Origin of the sequence: Anaerotruncus sp. 80 (genome assembly GCF_009936115.1) — a bacterium.
Lineage (GTDB): Bacteria > Bacillota > Clostridia > Peptostreptococcales > Anaerovoracaceae > Senimuribacter > Senimuribacter intestinalis.
Map to the genome: position 1 here is coordinate 96,110 of NZ_QWES01000001.1, position 16,396 is coordinate 112,505.

The following is a 16,396-nucleotide window of genomic DNA, read 5'->3' on the forward strand; positions in this document are numbered from 1 at the left end:
CAACCCTTTTCGGGTCCCCATCTTTTTCTTTTGCCGGCGATAGTTTCTAAATTGAAACATTTATCGATTTTAGTTTCATTTTTGTAACTTCACAATTTTATCAAGTACAGCCTCCGGCGTAATGGACTGCTCGTCAACCCTTATCCCCACCGCATTATATATGGCGTTTGCAATGGCTGCTCCCGTTCCCGTAAAAGCGCCTTCTGCCATGCCAGCTGCACCATATCTGCCAAGTCCTTGCCATTCTTCTACCAAAATCGGTGTAATCTGCTTTGGAAAATCCGCCATGGTCATCATCTTGTAATCGATGTAGTTGTTATTGAGTATTGTTCCTGTTTCAAAGTCGTAGTGCAGCTGCTCCATCAGCACCTCGCCTACGCCCATAGCCTGTCCGCTGATCTGATGACTTTCTGCGCCGGAAGCGTGCATAACACACCCCACATCGTTGACAACGACCATATCGACAACTTCTACATTGCCCAGCTCTGTATCCACTTCAACTTCCACAAACCAGGCTCCGAAAGGAAGCCCCGCCTGTTCTCTCACGTTGTGTCTTGCATGATGAATATGAATCGGCACACAATCTGTATGTAGCATAAACCACTCTACACCGACTCTGTTCTCCGGATTAGCTCGCTCATAGACTTCCCCGTGTTCAATGTCTAAAAGAGAAGGTTCTTTCTCCATATATTCGCCGACTCTGCGCAAAATCTCAGCTTTCAATTTCTCTGCAGCCTCTACCATTGCCTCGGCATAAAGGAAAGAAATTACACTGTCGGTTGGCGCATTATCTCTTAATCCCAGTTCTGTATCGCCAAGAGGCGTCCACAAAATATCCTCCGGTTTTACATCCAGATAGGCAAGATTTTCCGCACAGGCAAAAACTGCGGCGCTGTTGCCTCCTGCACCAGTCTCTGAGGTTGGCGCTTGAATGATTACAGACATATCGGGATTTAATCGAATGCTGACTTCGTAAAACCCTCGTGTCAGCTCGTTTAATTCTGCGTGCCATTGATTCCAGATAGCTACTCCCTTGCCTCTTTTCTTGTACCCATCAATGAAAGGACCCTTGCCCGCCTTGTGGCGATTACCCCAGCCGATTGCCTCTGCGCCGAGGTCTAACACCTTGCAAATGCTGTGATTGGCTTCTCCCTGCCAGTTGACATCGTTACCACAATTCATTTTTAAAATTTCCAGCACATCAATGCCCGTTTTTTCTGCCAGTTCATCAAGCAACGCCATGAAGGTCCAACATAGCTGCACATTACCAATGCCGCGTACCACGCCGCCCGGAATTCTGTTGGTGAACCAGGTATAGGAATGCATTCGGATATGGTTTACCGGCGCAAAGTCTCTGTCCAGCACTTCCCGTACCAGAAACTCCACATTATGGTCGCAGGCTCCAATATATGCCCCCGTATTACCCTCGCAAATCATATCCAGCGCCAGCACCTTTCCTTCCTTGGTGCATCCGGCCTTTACTCTGTACCGATTTAGATTTCTTGTTTCATGGAATTCCTCATGGTTGGTCATCTTGTAGCGCACCGGTTTTCCTGCCCGCTTAGATAAGTAAGCTGTAATGATGAAAAAGATATCTTCTCCTGTATTCCATTTTCCCATATGTGCGCCGCTGTTTCCGTTTCTGACGCGGATTTTGTTAAGAGGCACGTGGGTGTAATCATGGAGAAACATTCTCGTCTGATCGGACATATAGTGGTTGGTCCATACATCCATCTTGTCCTCTCTCCAGTCGATGACACAGCCACGGTACTCCAAGCAGCCGTGAGTCGATACCCCACCATAGGTCTTGTCCACTTCTAAAATAAAGTCTGCAGCTTCCATATTTTTGTCCACATCTCCGCGACTGTAGTAAAGATCGTTTTCAATGCCATCTTCACTGTGGCGCAGCTGGTTTGTCGTCTCATCTAATTCCGGATGAATGATAACCGCATCTGCTTGTTTGGCTTCCTCCATCTCATAAATAGCGGGCAAAATTTCCCACTTGATCTCCACCAGTTTTAGCGCCTCTTCAGCAATCTCCGGTGACTCCGCTGCAACTGCTACGCCCATATGGTCGCCAACCCAAAGTCCTGTTTCCGGCAAAAACTCCCGATCCCAATATCGCATGACGGTGTCGACATCCTTCGGTGTAATCGCAATATCTGTCCAGCAATGGGTAGTTCTTCCTAATGCGCGAATTTCCGGATCGTCACATCGAAGCACTGCCCACACACCAGGCAAGGCCTCTGCTTTTTCCGTATTCATCTTAAGAACCTTCGCATGTGGATAAGGACACTCTAAAATCTTTGCATAGAGCATTCCCGGCAGTTTTCCCTTCAAGGTAATATCGTCGAGATATTGGGTTTTCCCCAAAGTTTTCTCCTTAGCATCAATCTTTGGCCTGTATGTACCCATATAGCGTTTCTGTTCCCTTGGTACATAATGGGTTTTTACTTTCTCCATGACTTTCTACTCCTTCCTCCATATATCTTTATATAAAGCAAAATATATGCCAGTACTCTTCTGCGCAGCATAACTCTCTGTCCTGCTGTAAATTTCAATCCTTTCAACTAAATCATGTTCTCTCCAACGTTCCTTTTATTGTTTCAATTTCGATATACAGTTTCATCATTGCAACCTTTTCTTGAAACATGTATCTAAAGAAATAACAGGGAGCACAACTTAAAATCATGCCACCTGTTATTTTATTTAGCCGTTTGAATTTGCTTTCATGTCAATTACCATGTAGTCGTGCGCCGATGCCGGCATCAAGGTATTCTTTGCAAGGCCTCGATAATCCTTACCGTACATATCCCAAATATTGGTATTGCACATCAGTTCCTGGGTTCTGCCTATAAACTCACCATTTTCATACACCATGCCAAATTGTATCGGAAGGGCGTAGCCTCCTATGTTGTTATAGGAACCTGCCAAAGAGAAGAACACATAGATTGCCCGCTCTTCTCCTACCAGGGTATCCAGTGCTTGGTGCTGACCAGTAATTGTCAGACCCACTGGACGGATTTCAGGAATTCCTGTGCCACCAATGCCGCCCAAACAAGGTACATTCTCCGGCTTAGCCTCTGCGCTTCCCGTATTTTCAAGCCCGTATTTCAGACTGACGCTTTTATCGGTGTACGGTCTTAAAAAAGTACCGTCTTTGACAAACTCTACCACGCCGCCGTCGATGATGGTGCCCTCCGCGTCAAAGAAAGGTCTTCCGATATACTTTGCAGGGTCACTATACTGTATCAAGTTAAAATCCTTGCTGAACACCTGCTTGCCCTGCTGCCCGCAAAGCAGCGAGCCGCCGGCACCATAATGCTGCCCGTTGAGTTCCCGTTCAAAACAGGTGTTGATGAATCCATAATAAACGTTGAAGCAATCCGTTGTCGATATAATAATCGGATAAGTTTTTCCCTCTTCGACGGTGATTACATTCTCATAATTTGCAAGAACCCGCTCTGCATGGGCAAATATCTCATCAGGCTCGAAGGTTCTGCTTTTATACGGAATTGCGCCATCGCTGATGTTGATTCCATCACGCATTTTTAGATTGATTTCCCCTAAGTAATATCGGTCTTTGAAAGACAAATCCAATCCTTGAGTATTTTCAAGCTTATGCTCTTCTTCTACAATCCGAATAGAATTGCTGAAAATAATGCCCGGAAATCTCTTTTTTAAGCGAATTACCAAATCCTCACACTGATTCTCGAACGCCTTATAATCCGGCTCTTTTTCTCCTTCTGTCATATCCATGTGACAAACTTTTTCTTCTTCCGGAGCCGGCTCATACGGCACTTGATAGCGGAGCATTTCCTCCGCCCCGCGAAACATCTTCTCTTCGTCGCAGTCACTTTCAGTGTATTTCAGCCCAATTAAACCGTTGTCATAAACGCGAAAGCCTTTCTTCTTGCTCCGGCGCTTGCGAGTTGCGTCCAATCTCGAATTGAGGAATACAGCTGCATACTCAGTGCTGTTAATTTCATATTTTTCTCTGATCATTGCCATTCCTCCTTATACGACACTCATAGACTTAAATCTGACATACGGTCCGCCGTCAGAAGTTGCAAGTCCTAGCTGTGGCGGCTTACCGCAGCGAATATAGTATGCCGGCTTCAAAATAACCTCAGCCGTTCTGCCCTCGATGGCTGCCAGCGCATCTTTACATCTTGAAAAAATTAGTGATACAGCAACTGGTTTTGTAATCTTTCCATTTTCAATCAGGTAACATCTACCGGGCGCAATACTGAACACATCCATGCCTCCACCTGCGATATAGGTATCAGCAAAAATGCCCTTTTCGATTCCTTTGAATAAATCTTCCATAGGCATAGTGCCCGGATTAAGGTAAACCGTGGTCATTCTCACCATAGGCTCCCATGTATAATCAATCGCTCTGGCATTTCCCGTCATCGGAAGATTTAGTTCAGCTGCTGCAGCAGCATTTGTCATTCTATCACCGACACAGCCTTCTTTTACAATAGCAGTTGGTCTCGACCTAGTTCCCTCATCATCAAAAGGCAAATAAATAGATGACTCAATTTCTCCATCATCCACAATGGAAATACCCCTATCACAAAACTCCTCGCCCATATTCCAAATCTTTTCCATACCTGGTGAATCTACGAAGAAATCGCCTTCACTTTTATGCCCCACACTTTCGTGGCAGAGAAGTCCGGTATTCTCTGGAGAAAATACTACAGGGTAGGCGCCTGGCTCTACACTGACACACTCGCGCACAAACTCTTCTGCCTTCTGAATGTGCTCCGTAATCTCTCTGTCCACACTTTCATCAAGGTCAGATAACCGATGTCCAAACTTTTCATAATTTTCTACAAGCACATTCTCTCCGCAAGCAAAAGTTCCGGACAGTACCAGCGATAAAACCTCTTCATCGTAATAAAGATTTGCACCTTTGCTGGAATAAAACTCTCTCACATTGTGAATTAGAAGCAGCTGCGTTGTTAAATCGGTCATCAAAGAACACTGAGATACGTACTGCTTTGGATATTTTGAAACCACTGCAATTTTCTCATCCAAAGACAGGCTTTGAAATCCGTCCTCATAAGAAAGCTTTCGATACTGATTTGCCTCCAGCTTCTTTATAATCGGGCAATCGTATACATTGGGATTTGGCGTAGCCTTTTCCGCCAGCACATCAATTTCCGTCTGAATGTTCTCTTTTCCGGTAAAGGAACTGTAGTACCAGCGATGACCGTCGTAAATGCGAAGGAATATACCTTCAACATCTTTCTCTTTTATTTCTGCCAAAACTTCTACGTCATAAGTCAGCTGGGTTTCACTGTAATTGTCAATTCTAATATCCGTATACAGGTTTTCCGGAAACTTATACATAGCGTTTTCCCCCTTTATAAACAGTAAACGGCTCTTTGATTACGCTGGGTTCATCGTAAATACATTTTTGCAAAATCAACAAATCAGCAGCTTTTCCAGGCTCTACGCTCCCGTGGCTGTCTTCTACGCCAATGAGCTGCGCCGCAACGCAAGTTGCACTTTTCACCGCCTGCACCGGACTCATACCCGCTTCAATCATATAGAGAAATTCATCTCTTGCGCTGCCAAACTGGTTAAACGGCGTACCTGCGTCTGTTCCCAGTGCAATCTTTACACCGGACTTTAAAGCAAGCTGAAAACTTGCCCTGTGCGCCTCCTTTGCCGTTTGTGCCTTTTCTACTAAATAGGCCGGCAGACTGTCCTTTTGTTTTAAAATCTCATAGACCGCTACCAAGGTCGGCACATAGAAAGTTCCCTTTTCCAGCATCCAGCCAATGACTTCCTCGTCCAGATAAAATCCATGCTCTACAGAATGAATACCTGCACGCACTGCATTTTTAATTCCTGCATTGCCCTGAGCGTGAGTCGCAGTCCGAACGCCTGCATGTTCTGCTTCTTCGATACCTGCTCTCAGCTCTTCATAGGTCAGCTGCGTTGATGTAGTTTTCACGCCTTTCGTCATCACGCCGCCAGTTGCCATCATTTTCAGATGACCTGCACCATCCTTTAAAAGCTGTCTGACGGCCTTTCTCATCTCATCAGGACTATCTACCTCTACGCCAAGCTGCCACCCGTGACCGCCGGTCATGCAAATCAGCTTACCACACGGCAAAATATCAGGTCCTGCAATCTGGTCTGCTTTCTTTGCTCTTGCAAGGTCAATATCGATATTCCGTGGATCTCCCATGCCTCTTACATAGGTGATTCCATTTTTTAGCAGCGCATCCATATGGTTGATTGCATCTATTGTCAGTGCTGCATCGCTTCTTGCCGCTATAACACCGGGATCAGGACAGAAAGGATCCATACAGAGATGTACATGACAATCTATCAGCCCCGGCATAATGGTCTTTTCAGTACAATTCACCCGCTCTGTGTCTTCTCCAAAGGAAAGCTGCCCGTGGGGGCAGACTTCCTTTATCATATCACCTTCGATATAGACATCGTAACCTTTACGGCTCTCTCCTTCATATACGTCTATCACATTTGCATTTTCAAGTAAAATCTTATTCTCCATCATAATTTCCCCTTTTCAATTACAGCAGTTCCTTAAATTCTTCTGTTGAATACGCAAGTCCGGCCTTTTTCTTTTCAAGGGCATCCTGCAACGCCGCGAAGTTCTTCTTCGTTACTGGATACTTATAAAGTGCTATGGTTGCTAAGATAAAGAATATCGTCGGAATCACAGTAATCACTGTGTTAAGTCCGGACAGTACTTCCGGAGTCTGTTCTGCCGCCATACCGTCATAGCCGATAAAGGTAAGAGAAAGACCTGCAACCCACATTGCAAGGGCTCCGCCAGCTTTTTGGATAAAGGACATTAAGGCCACAATACTTCCTTCACGGCGTTTTCCATTGACAAACTCATCTACTTCACAGCTGTCATAGGACAAGGTAACATAGTGTGCAACAAAACATCCGTTGCAGAGTACCAGCCCAACGATATAAATGTAGAAGGCAATTCTATTTTCCAAACTCATAAAGAAACAGATAATACCTACAATAACCTGAATTATGGCTACACCCATCAAAACTTCTCTCTTGCCTATACTGTTACAAAGCTTATTGGCAAATGGGAGCATTACCATAATCGCTACACTGAATACTATCCAGAACAGACTCTGCTCCTCAGGAGTCAATCTTGCCAGATTATTCATAACATAGACTAAATTGGTAGAAATTAGAAGCAGTCCAAACAAAGCAAGCATCATAGAAATTGTCAAAATTTTAAAAGTGCGAATCTTAAACAGTTCTTTAAAGGTTGCCAGCAGGTTTTCTGTTTTCACATTTTCGGACTTCTGATAAGGCTGATCCCATCCTTTTGTGAAATAAACGCATACCGCACAAGTGATTAAAAGAATTGCCCCAGTAATCCATGCAGTATATTTCCAAGCGTCAGCTTCTTCTCCTCCATGGTTCAGGGTCCAGCTGAGTACCCACATCGGACCTGACGTACACAAAATTAGAATCGCATTTTCTAAAATCATAACTACAGTTCTAAGGGTATTTCTTTCGTTATAATCGGTAGTAATCTCTGCTCCAAAAGCAAAGAATGGAATTACCCACATTGTGAGAGTCAGCCAAAAACCCAGTGCTGCCACAACATAGTATGCCATTTGTGCAATTCCTGTAAAGTTTACCGGTGTAAAAAGCATAATTACAAATAATGCCAACGGAATAATCGCTCTGCACATATACGCCCTTCTTCTACCCATTGGGGACGTACAGTTATCCGACAATTTTCCCACAATTGGGTCTGTAATTGCATCCCACAGCACGCCGATTAAAGCAATCGTACCCGCTAACGCTGCAGGAGCTCCAGCCACGTCGGTCATAAAATATACGAAGTAAACATTAAATAAGTTCAGTGGCATCGCTTCACCAAATCCGCCCATACTATAGGCGATCTTGGCTCTCAAAGGTAATTTCTTGTCCATATGTATCCTCCTTTTCCATTATGGCACTGTGAACAGCCTTGTGCTGTCTTCTTTCATATATAAAGCAAGGAGTATGCCAATGCGTTTTTTTCAAATCAGCCGCTTGAATCCCTTAATTTTTCAATGATTTTGAAAAAAACTTTCGGCATGTGCCTAATTTTCTCCAAGAACTGCGTTTCATGTTTGAAACATTGCATTTTTTTAGTCCTAAAAAAGTAACATTTCCTTGACAGGTCGCCGTACCAGTTTTATAATTCTACCATATCATAAATGGAGGAAAAATACATGAGCAGATTAGTTAAAATTCAGCCTACCGTCCAGCAAGTTGCCAATGCCATATCCACGGTTCTAAACATCGAAACCTTGATTCTCGATGAGAATTTAAAGATTATTGCCGGTACAGGCCAGTATCAGGAACGCATCGGCACCTATGAAGCAGAAAGCCGTTACGTCGAAGAATTTCTGTACAAATACCTCCTGCGTGTAGGCGGCACCTATGTGGTAGACGATATCAAGGATCCCCTGTATGGTCCTACAGAATGGATCAGTGGGGAAAAAGGCGAAATCTGCTGCACGATCTCCTATCACGAGAAACATATTGGCATCATTTCACTGGTTGCTTTTACAGAAGAACAATACAATCATCTGATTGATAACCAGTTTTCAATTTGCAACTACTTAAAAAATATGGCAACGCTCCTTTCCTCCTATTTAGAAAATATCGACCATGTGCGGGACTTAAACGTGCAGTCTAACCTGCTGACTGAAATTGTCAACGGTTCCCCACAAGGTATTGTTGTCATCGATCGTGATGGCTATATCACTAATGCAAACAAAAAAGCAGAATACCACATTTTAACAAATGCTAATCTCAGCTGGGGTCTTATCGGACTTCATCTTGATGCATTCTGGCCTGCTGCCACCGCTATCTTTTTAAATACAAAGACAGGATTTCAGAACAGAGAGCTTCATTTCAAAGAAGAGAATATTAAAATCATGGCTTCATGCAAGCCTGTTTATGATGAAAATGCGCTGCAACGGGTTATTATTTTCTTTGACGATATTGCTGAAGTCAAGAAAACTGCCTACAAAGTGTTAGGCTCAAACACTATGAATTTCGATTCTATTATCAGCTGCAGCGATGAAATCGCAAAGGTAAAAGAATTTGCCCGTAATATTGCAAAAAGCACCTCTACCGTACTGATTACCGGCGAAAGCGGCGTAGGCAAAGAAATGTTTGCTCGTGCCATTTATGCAGAAAGTCCTAGATTTAGCGCACCATTTGTCACAATTAACTGTGGCGCTATTCCGGAAAACCTTATCGAAAGTGAGCTTTTTGGCTATGCTGACGGTGCATTTACGGGAGCTTCGAAAGGCGGACACATCGGCAAATTTGAAGCCGCAAACGGCGGCACCATATTCATCGACGAAATCGGAGAGCTTCCTCTTGCTATGCAGGTCAAACTTCTTCACGTCATCCAAAACAGGCAGATTGAACGAATCGGCAGTAACAAGCTCATCGATATTGATGTACGTATCATCGCTGCGACCAACAGAAATCTAGCAGAAATGTGTAAAACAAAGGAATTCCGCGAGGATTTGTATTATCGTCTCAATGTAATCCCTATCACAATACCGCCTCTTCGCAAGCGAACAGACGATATACTCCCTCTAGCCAAATACTTCTTGGAAAAATATGCACAAATGTTAGGCAAAGAGCATCTGGATTTTTCGCCTGAGGCCGCAGATTTGCTACTTCTCCACCGTTGGCCCGGCAATGTACGTGAAATCGAAAATGTTGTAGAATACATTTCCAATGTTGCCCAAGGCACATTGGTTTTGCCGGCAGACTTTCCGCCGCTCTTCCAGTCCCTAACCCACTCCAAAATAAAAGCAGACGAAAGAGAAACTCTGAAATCCAATGTAGAAAAATATGAAAATCTGGTTCTGTATAAACATCTGCAAGACTTAGAAAGCGGAGTCATCACTCGTGAAGAACTGGCAAAAAAGATGGGTATCAGCAGAACCACCCTCTACCGAAAGCTGAAAAAGCTGGAAGAGGGTTCTCCGGATCAATAACCGAAGACACATTGACAAAAGATAAAGTTCCAGACCTTTAAACTGTAGTGCGTGGCAACATCATCCCCATAATCATATATATTGCAATAAAAAACCTCAAAAATATGCATATTTTTCTCGAAAGGTGTGCATTTTTTGAGGTTTTTCTTTACAAAACATGTAAACTTTCAACAAATATAACTGCTGAACAGACGTAAAAAATGGATGGTTTACACAAACCACCCATTTTATTTATGCTATTAATCTACAGCTGTTTTCTTCTAGGATCTCTTTTTCCTAATTCCATATACTGTGCCGCAAAGTCCAAGGACTGCTGCGCCAAGCACTACAAGCCATGTCAGCATATTTGCTGTATCGCCTGTTTTTGGAATCCACCAAGGCAGTTCATCTGTATCTGCCGGTTCATTCTCGTTCAAAATATCCTTGATTTCGCTCGGGTCTTTGATATTCTTATCTGGTTTCCCGTCTCCATCTGTATCGATATTGGTATCTGGCTTGCCGTCTCCGTCCGTATCTACATTCAGATCCGGAATACCATCGCCATCGGTGTCGATATTGATATCCGGCTTGCCATCTCCATTGGTATCTACATTTACATCCGGTTTGCCATCTCCGTTAGTGTCAATATCTAAATCTGGTTTGCCATCTCCATCCGTATCCTTGTTGATGTCTGGTTTACCGTCTCCGTCTGTATCGATGTCCACATCCGGTTTGCCATCTCCATCTGTATCCTTGTTGATATCCGGCTTGCCATCTCCATTGGTATCTACATTCACATCCGGTTTGCCGTCTCCATCTGTGTCGATGTCCACATCCGGTTTGCCATCTCCATCTGTATCCTTGTTGATATCCGGTTTACCGTCTCCGTCTGTATCGATGTCCACATCCGGTTTGCCATCTCCATCTGTATCCTTGTTGATGTCTGGTTTGCCATCTCCATTGGTATCTACATTCACATCCGGTTTGCCGTCTCCATCTGTGTCGATGTCCACATCCGGTTTGCCATCTCCATCTGTATCCTTGTTGATATCTGGTTTACCGTCTCCGTCTGTGTCGATGTCTACATCCGGTTTACCGTCCCCATCGGTGTCGATGTTGATGTCCGGTTTATCATCTCCGTCGGTGTCGATGTTGATATCTGGGATACCGTCATCATCTGTGTCGATATTGATATCCGGAATACCGTCATCGTTGGTATCTTTGTTAATATCCGGGTCAATCAGCACTGGTGAACGAAGATTGAAAGTCAACTCTATCGTTGTTTTATTCCCATTGGCATCTTCTATCTCTGCAGTGATAAGATACTTGCCCTTTTCAGAAAGATCTATCTCATCAATCGGCTTGCCCGTAGCATCGGTAATCACAATATCTTTTGGTTTAATCTTCAACGGTTGTTTATCTGCACCAAGCAAAGGATGCCCTGCCTTATCAACAAAGGCATATCTTGTATTAAGCAGCGTCTCAAAGTAAGATACATCTGCCACACCCTTTTCTGTTTTTTGTGATACGCTGTCTCTATAGATTCCGTGAAGTCTATAATTGTTTTCATCCGCTGTCGCACCGCCCGGCGGATCAATTCGTTCTACTTCTACCGGCGGTAATTTTTGACCCGGAATTACCTGATCTGGATCGTCCGGATTTATCTCACCATCTGATCCCGCAGGTTTCAAAACAGGTGTCGGTGGTGCAATATATGGAAAATCTTTATCCGGATCAAATTTTGTTGTATCATCCTCTACCTTTGTTGCCTGTGCCTCTGAGCCAGTATAGTTTGTTCCGCCGTAATACTTCGCTTCAACAACAAACTCTCCTGCCTCCGGAACCGGCGGCGTAGTTGTTCTGAATGAAACACTCTTCGTAACTGTCTTTGAGTTATAGCCATCTGTGGTTCCGGTTTCTACTGTACCCGCGCTTCTGGTTTTGCTGTCATTGAGGCTGACCAGATTTCCCACCTTTACGCCATTGATATAGAACTGAATAAATCCATCCGGCGCTTCACAAGTTGTTGCTTCTCCCTTTTTCGGTAGAACAGTTGCTGTAAAGTCCATCTGTGTCAGTTTCATCGCTTTCTTTCCATCAGCGTCTGTAACTTCTTCCATCGTAGGTTTGTAAGTCACATCTACAAGACGAGTATCTGCTGGTGTAATGGATGCTGACAGGCTAGTCTGATGTCCCCAGAAAGTTTTGCTGAAATCTGCATCCTTCGCATATTCCATGTAGTTTACTGTAATTGAATATCCTCCGGCATTTTTAATTCCGGCATCACTGCTACCTTCTCCTGTCGGTTTTCCGTCAGCGCCGGTTAAACGCACTGCGGAAGGCTTCATCTCTTCAACCTTAGAAATTTTACCACCGTGCGGCTGCGGTACTGTAATCTCCTGCTTCGCAATCTCCTCTTTGAGCTGATCCCAGTTAAAGGTCAGTCCGTCATAACGCTTGTTCAGCTGTTTTTTCAGCTCCGCACTAAACTCGTCCGTATCTACGGTAAATGTAACGTAACGCTTGGTTTCACTTGGATTTCCTGGCACAGGAACTAGGTTCGTAAACGGATATTCTGTATCTATCAGTGTGCCGTCAGCTGCCAAAAGCTTTAGATTGGAAATTGCTACAGTTTTTCCTATAGCAGACGTAGGAAGCCAGAAATACAATTGCTTCGTGCTGTCCAGCTTCATAGCAAGACCGTATTCTGGGCTTACAGGCACGCCATCAACTGCAACAGAATAGCTGTGCAGATAATCGCCAGGCTGTAAAGTATGACTTACGCCGTCCTTATCTTCATATGCATAGCTGGAAAGGTCTACCTTTACCATAGTAAGGGAAGTACCGTCGGAACTGATAACCGACGCCCCTTGAATACTATATTTAGTCGCAGTTCCTGAATTCGCAGCCGGGCAGAAAGAGCCACCGGTAACGATAACTTTACCGCCCACTGCACCAACATCGTACTGCGTACCATTATTGTTTGATTTTGGTAATAACGTACCGCCTGTAATCACGATCTCGTGCGGTGTACTTGCATCTCCATGCCCTATATTATCTGCACTACCGCACGCACCGCCGAAGGCATTTCCATGATCCTTTCCTGTAGCAGTAATATATCCGCCATTGATAGTAATATCTCCAGGCTTATTACCACTATGTCCTGTTCCTACAATATTCGCATGCCAACCAGCACCAATACCAGCACCGTGGTAGCTGGCAGTTGCATCGATAATACCACCGTTGATAACAACACCGCCGCCATCCAGCAAACAACCAGCGCCGCCATAATCGCCGCCTCCAATACCAGCGCCCGCGCTACTGCCTCTGCCATTCTTATATGCGTTTACCACAATATTGCCGCCATTTACGGTAATTTTACCGCTGTTTTCTCTATTATTACCACCGATACAAGCAGCACTAGTACCGCTATACACAGTGAGGGAGCCAGGATTTTTGCTGTCCATCAGCCATGCAGGATCATCTTTCTTTGCCGCCTCTCCGTTTATGGTACAATCCTTCGTCAGTCTGCCGCCATAGACCGCAACTGGGTTTTTGACACTGTCATCAATGGTAAGCGTTGCTCCATAAGAAACATGAATACCTGCATTGTTAGTCCCAGTTAACGGGTCCATTGTATTACTGCTTCCATCCTTCAGTGTTAAATATAAAGTGGTTTGATCCGCCACAGTGTTAGGAATCAAATTAATCGGAGAAGCAGCGGCATTCTTAATAGACACATTGTCCAATGTCAGATTTGCCTTCACCCCCTGTGCAATTGCAAGCGTATGCGTAGTACTGGTTCCTGCCAGCGTCAGTGCTCTGTTGGTGTTGATATAAATGACATTGCCGCTCAGGTAAACTTCGCTGTCGTTGGTCGTACCAGAAGTCAGTTCCTGCCCATCATCTGCTGTAATGGTTAAGCCACCAGCGCTATAGCTTGCATCCAGTAATGCCGAACTGTCTATTCTGACAACTGCTACAAGCGCTTCCACATCGTCTGTCAAAGCATATCCTTCCGGCAAAGAAGCCGTAAAGGTGTACTCTCCCGCGGTTACGCCATCACCGATTTCGCCGAAATCCCAAGTGATTTCAACACTCTTTTCTGTACCATCCGCAAGTACTGCTTCGATAGACTTCGGTAAATACTCCTTCAGAAGTTCTGCTGTAACAGGATTCTCTTCATCTGCCGTAGGGCTCACCCACCATATTTTAGCCTTCTTGTCATAGGTCAATATCTCAGAATCATCTACCCATTTCCAAGAAGAAATTACAATAGGTTCTCTGTTCTCAGTATCATCGCCTGAGAGTTCCATACCCGGCTTGTTCTCTTCTGATGGTTCACCACTGGTATGGTCTGGAGTCACAGTAACTCCGTTCTCACTATCACTTACAGTGTTTCCTTCTGCATTGACTAGGAATAAATCATTGAATCCAGCCGAATAAGCAAAAACAACCATAAAGCATAGCAACATACTAATTGCTTTCTTTTTTAATGATTTACTTTTCATCATTTCTCCTTTCTTAATAAAGTATACTAAAATATCAATAAAAAGCAGCAAGACAATATACGCTACACAAAAATTATTACTTTTTACGCAGCGTCACTTTTACCATTCATTAGGGAAAGCATGTATTGACTTTGCTTTCTCTTTCTGTCTTATTACAGAAAAATCGCTCTTTATCTCATAATAAATTGTAACCCCCCCCCTGCATTTTGTCAAGCTTTATTCCATGTGCTAACGCTATAGAGAGAAGTCGAGAGAAGTCACACTAATGCCGTATTTTATATTGACATCTTCCCAAAATTAAAGTAGTATGAATAGTTGAGTAATTATCCCTACCGTTTCAATAAAGGAGAATCAATATATGACTGAGAAAGAAACACTAGCTGACGGTATCTATGACGCTTCTTCCCTAGGCATGCCAAAAATGCTGATTCTAGGGTTGCAGCACACTTTCGCCATGTTTGGCGCGACCATACTGGTTCCGATTCTGACAGGTCTTGACGTATCTGTTACCCTGCTGATGGCAGGTCTTGGAACCCTTTTATTCCATTTACTGACCAAATGCAAAGTTCCTGCCTTTCTAGGTTCGTCCTTTGCATTCCTTGGCGGTTATGCTGCTGTTGCACCGATGGTAGACGGCACGCCTAACGAAGAGATGCTGCCTTACGCATGCGGCGGTGTCTTTGCTGCCGGCATCATCTACGTAATTATGGCGGCGCTAATTAAAGCTTTCGGCGCAAGAAGAGTTATGCGTTTCTTTCCGCCGGTTGTAACAGGTCCGATTATCATTTCCATCGGACTGATTCTGGCACCGACTGCTATCACTAACTGCCAGACCAACTGGCCCCTTGCACTGATTGCCCTGCTTTCCATCATTATTTTTAACATCTGGGGAAAAGGCATGGTTAAAATCATTCCAATCATTCTTGGTGTAATCATTTCCTACATTGCAGCAATCTTCATGGGCGAAGTCGATTTGTCAGCAATCAGTGAAGAAGCCATCATCGGACTTCCTCACCTGACAGTGATGAAATTCGACATTTCCGCCATTATCACTATTATGCCGATTGCTCTTGCAACCATGATGGAGCACATCGGAGATATTTCCGCTATCGGCGCTACCACAGGAAAGAATTATATTTCTAATCCGGGACTGCACAGAACCCTTCTGGGCGATGGACTTGCTACTTGCCTTTCCTCAGCTTTCGGCGGTCCTGCAAACACTACCTATGGTGAGAACACCGGTGTTCTTGCTCTAACAAAGATTTATGATCCACGCGTTGTCAGAATCGCAGCCTGCTTCGCAATTCTGCTTTCCTTTATTCCAAAAATCAGCTTTGCAATTTCTTCTATTCCGGCGGCTGTCATCGGCGGTGTTTCCCTGATTCTCTACGGCATGATTTCCGCCATCGGAATCCGCAACGTAGTCGAAAATCAGGTTGATTTCACAAAATCAAGAAACACCATCATCGCAGCTTTGATTCTGGTCTGCGCACTGGGCTTTAACGCTGCAGGAGGTATTTCTTTCACCATCGCAGGTGCAACCATCACTTTATCCGGACTTGCTATTGCTGCAATCGTCGGCATCGTTGCTAACGCAATTCTGCCGGGCAACGACTACGAGTTCAGTGAGGAAGAGGGAACCGAGGAAAAGTTCCAGACCTTTAAGCTGTAGTGCGTGGCGATGTCATCAACTTCATGACCATACATATTTCAACAAAAAACCTCAAAAATATGCACATTCTTCTCGAAAGGTGTGCATATTTTTTGGATTTTCCTTCAAAATATGTGAATCTCCAATAAAATAACTGCTAAACAGACGTAAAATTCGTGTCTAGCAGTTACAAACGTGCATATATTTTTGATTTTCTCTTG

At 44.2% G+C, this 16,396-nt stretch carries 8 protein-coding genes; 2 read left to right on the forward strand and 6 right to left on the reverse strand.

Annotated elements, in window-relative coordinates; all coding sequences use genetic code 11:
• Positions 1-75: 75 nt before the first annotated feature.
• From D1155_RS00475 to D1155_RS00495, 5 genes are all read right to left on the reverse strand, one after another.
• Positions 76-2,463: a molybdopterin cofactor-binding domain-containing protein gene (locus D1155_RS00475; RefSeq protein ID WP_160200448.1), complete on the reverse strand. Its 2,388-nt coding sequence runs from the start codon at positions 2,461-2,463 to the stop codon at positions 76-78.
• A gap of 246 nt (positions 2,464-2,709) precedes the next feature.
• Positions 2,710-4,005, reverse strand: a complete 1,296-nt coding sequence (locus tag D1155_RS00480; RefSeq protein WP_160200449.1) for a metallopeptidase TldD-related protein — start codon at positions 4,003-4,005, stop codon at positions 2,710-2,712.
• A gap of 12 nt (positions 4,006-4,017) precedes the next feature.
• Positions 4,018-5,358 carry a TldD/PmbA family protein gene (locus D1155_RS00485; protein WP_160200450.1) on the reverse strand — a complete coding sequence of 447 codons (1,341 nt, stop codon included), beginning with the start codon at positions 5,356-5,358 and terminating at the stop codon, positions 4,018-4,020.
• A complete protein-coding gene (locus tag D1155_RS00490; protein ID WP_160200451.1) occupies positions 5,351-6,538 on the reverse strand; it encodes an amidohydrolase family protein in 1,188 nt (395 codons plus the stop codon). The genes D1155_RS00485 and D1155_RS00490 overlap by 8 nt, the downstream gene beginning before the upstream one ends.
• A 16-nt stretch (positions 6,539-6,554) precedes the next feature.
• Positions 6,555-7,955, reverse strand: coding sequence for an MFS transporter (locus D1155_RS00495; RefSeq protein ID WP_160200452.1), 1,401 nt, complete (start codon positions 7,953-7,955; stop codon positions 6,555-6,557).
• 285 nt (positions 7,956-8,240) lie between these two features.
• Between D1155_RS00495 and D1155_RS00500 the strand changes: the two genes are divergently transcribed.
• Positions 8,241-10,034, forward strand: coding sequence for a sigma 54-interacting transcriptional regulator (locus D1155_RS00500; RefSeq protein ID WP_160200453.1), 1,794 nt, complete (start codon positions 8,241-8,243; stop codon positions 10,032-10,034).
• 260 nt (positions 10,035-10,294) lie between these two features.
• On the opposite strand, the gene D1155_RS00505 is transcribed toward D1155_RS00500, so the two are convergent.
• Positions 10,295-14,524 (reverse strand): Ig-like domain-containing protein, encoded by a 4,230-nt coding sequence (locus D1155_RS00505; protein ID WP_160200454.1) that lies wholly within the window; start codon positions 14,522-14,524, stop codon positions 10,295-10,297.
• Between the two features lie 358 nt (positions 14,525-14,882).
• On the opposite strand from D1155_RS00505, the gene D1155_RS00510 reads away from it, so the two are divergent.
• Complete coding sequence (locus tag D1155_RS00510) at positions 14,883-16,196, forward strand: uracil-xanthine permease family protein (protein WP_160200455.1); 1,314 nt, start codon at positions 14,883-14,885, stop codon at positions 16,194-16,196.
• Positions 16,197-16,396: the final 200 nt, after the last annotated feature.

Coding starts and splice junctions, on each gene's coding strand:
- D1155_RS00475 (WP_160200448.1), bottom strand. CDS start 2,463: ATGGAGAAAGTAAAAACCCATTATGTACCAAGGGAACAGAAACGCTAT.
- D1155_RS00480 (WP_160200449.1), bottom strand. CDS start 4,005: ATGATCAGAGAAAAATATGAAATTAACAGCACTGAGTATGCAGCTGTA.
- D1155_RS00485 (WP_160200450.1), bottom strand. CDS start 5,358: ATGTATAAGTTTCCGGAAAACCTGTATACGGATATTAGAATTGACAAT.
- D1155_RS00490 (WP_160200451.1), bottom strand. CDS start 6,538: ATGATGGAGAATAAGATTTTACTTGAAAATGCAAATGTGATAGACGTA.
- D1155_RS00495 (WP_160200452.1), bottom strand. CDS start 7,955: ATGGACAAGAAATTACCTTTGAGAGCCAAGATCGCCTATAGTATGGGC.
- D1155_RS00500 (WP_160200453.1), top strand. CDS start 8,241: ATGAGCAGATTAGTTAAAATTCAGCCTACCGTCCAGCAAGTTGCCAAT.
- D1155_RS00505 (WP_160200454.1), bottom strand. CDS start 14,524: ATGAAAAGTAAATCATTAAAAAAGAAAGCAATTAGTATGTTGCTATGC.
- D1155_RS00510 (WP_160200455.1), top strand. CDS start 14,883: ATGACTGAGAAAGAAACACTAGCTGACGGTATCTATGACGCTTCTTCC.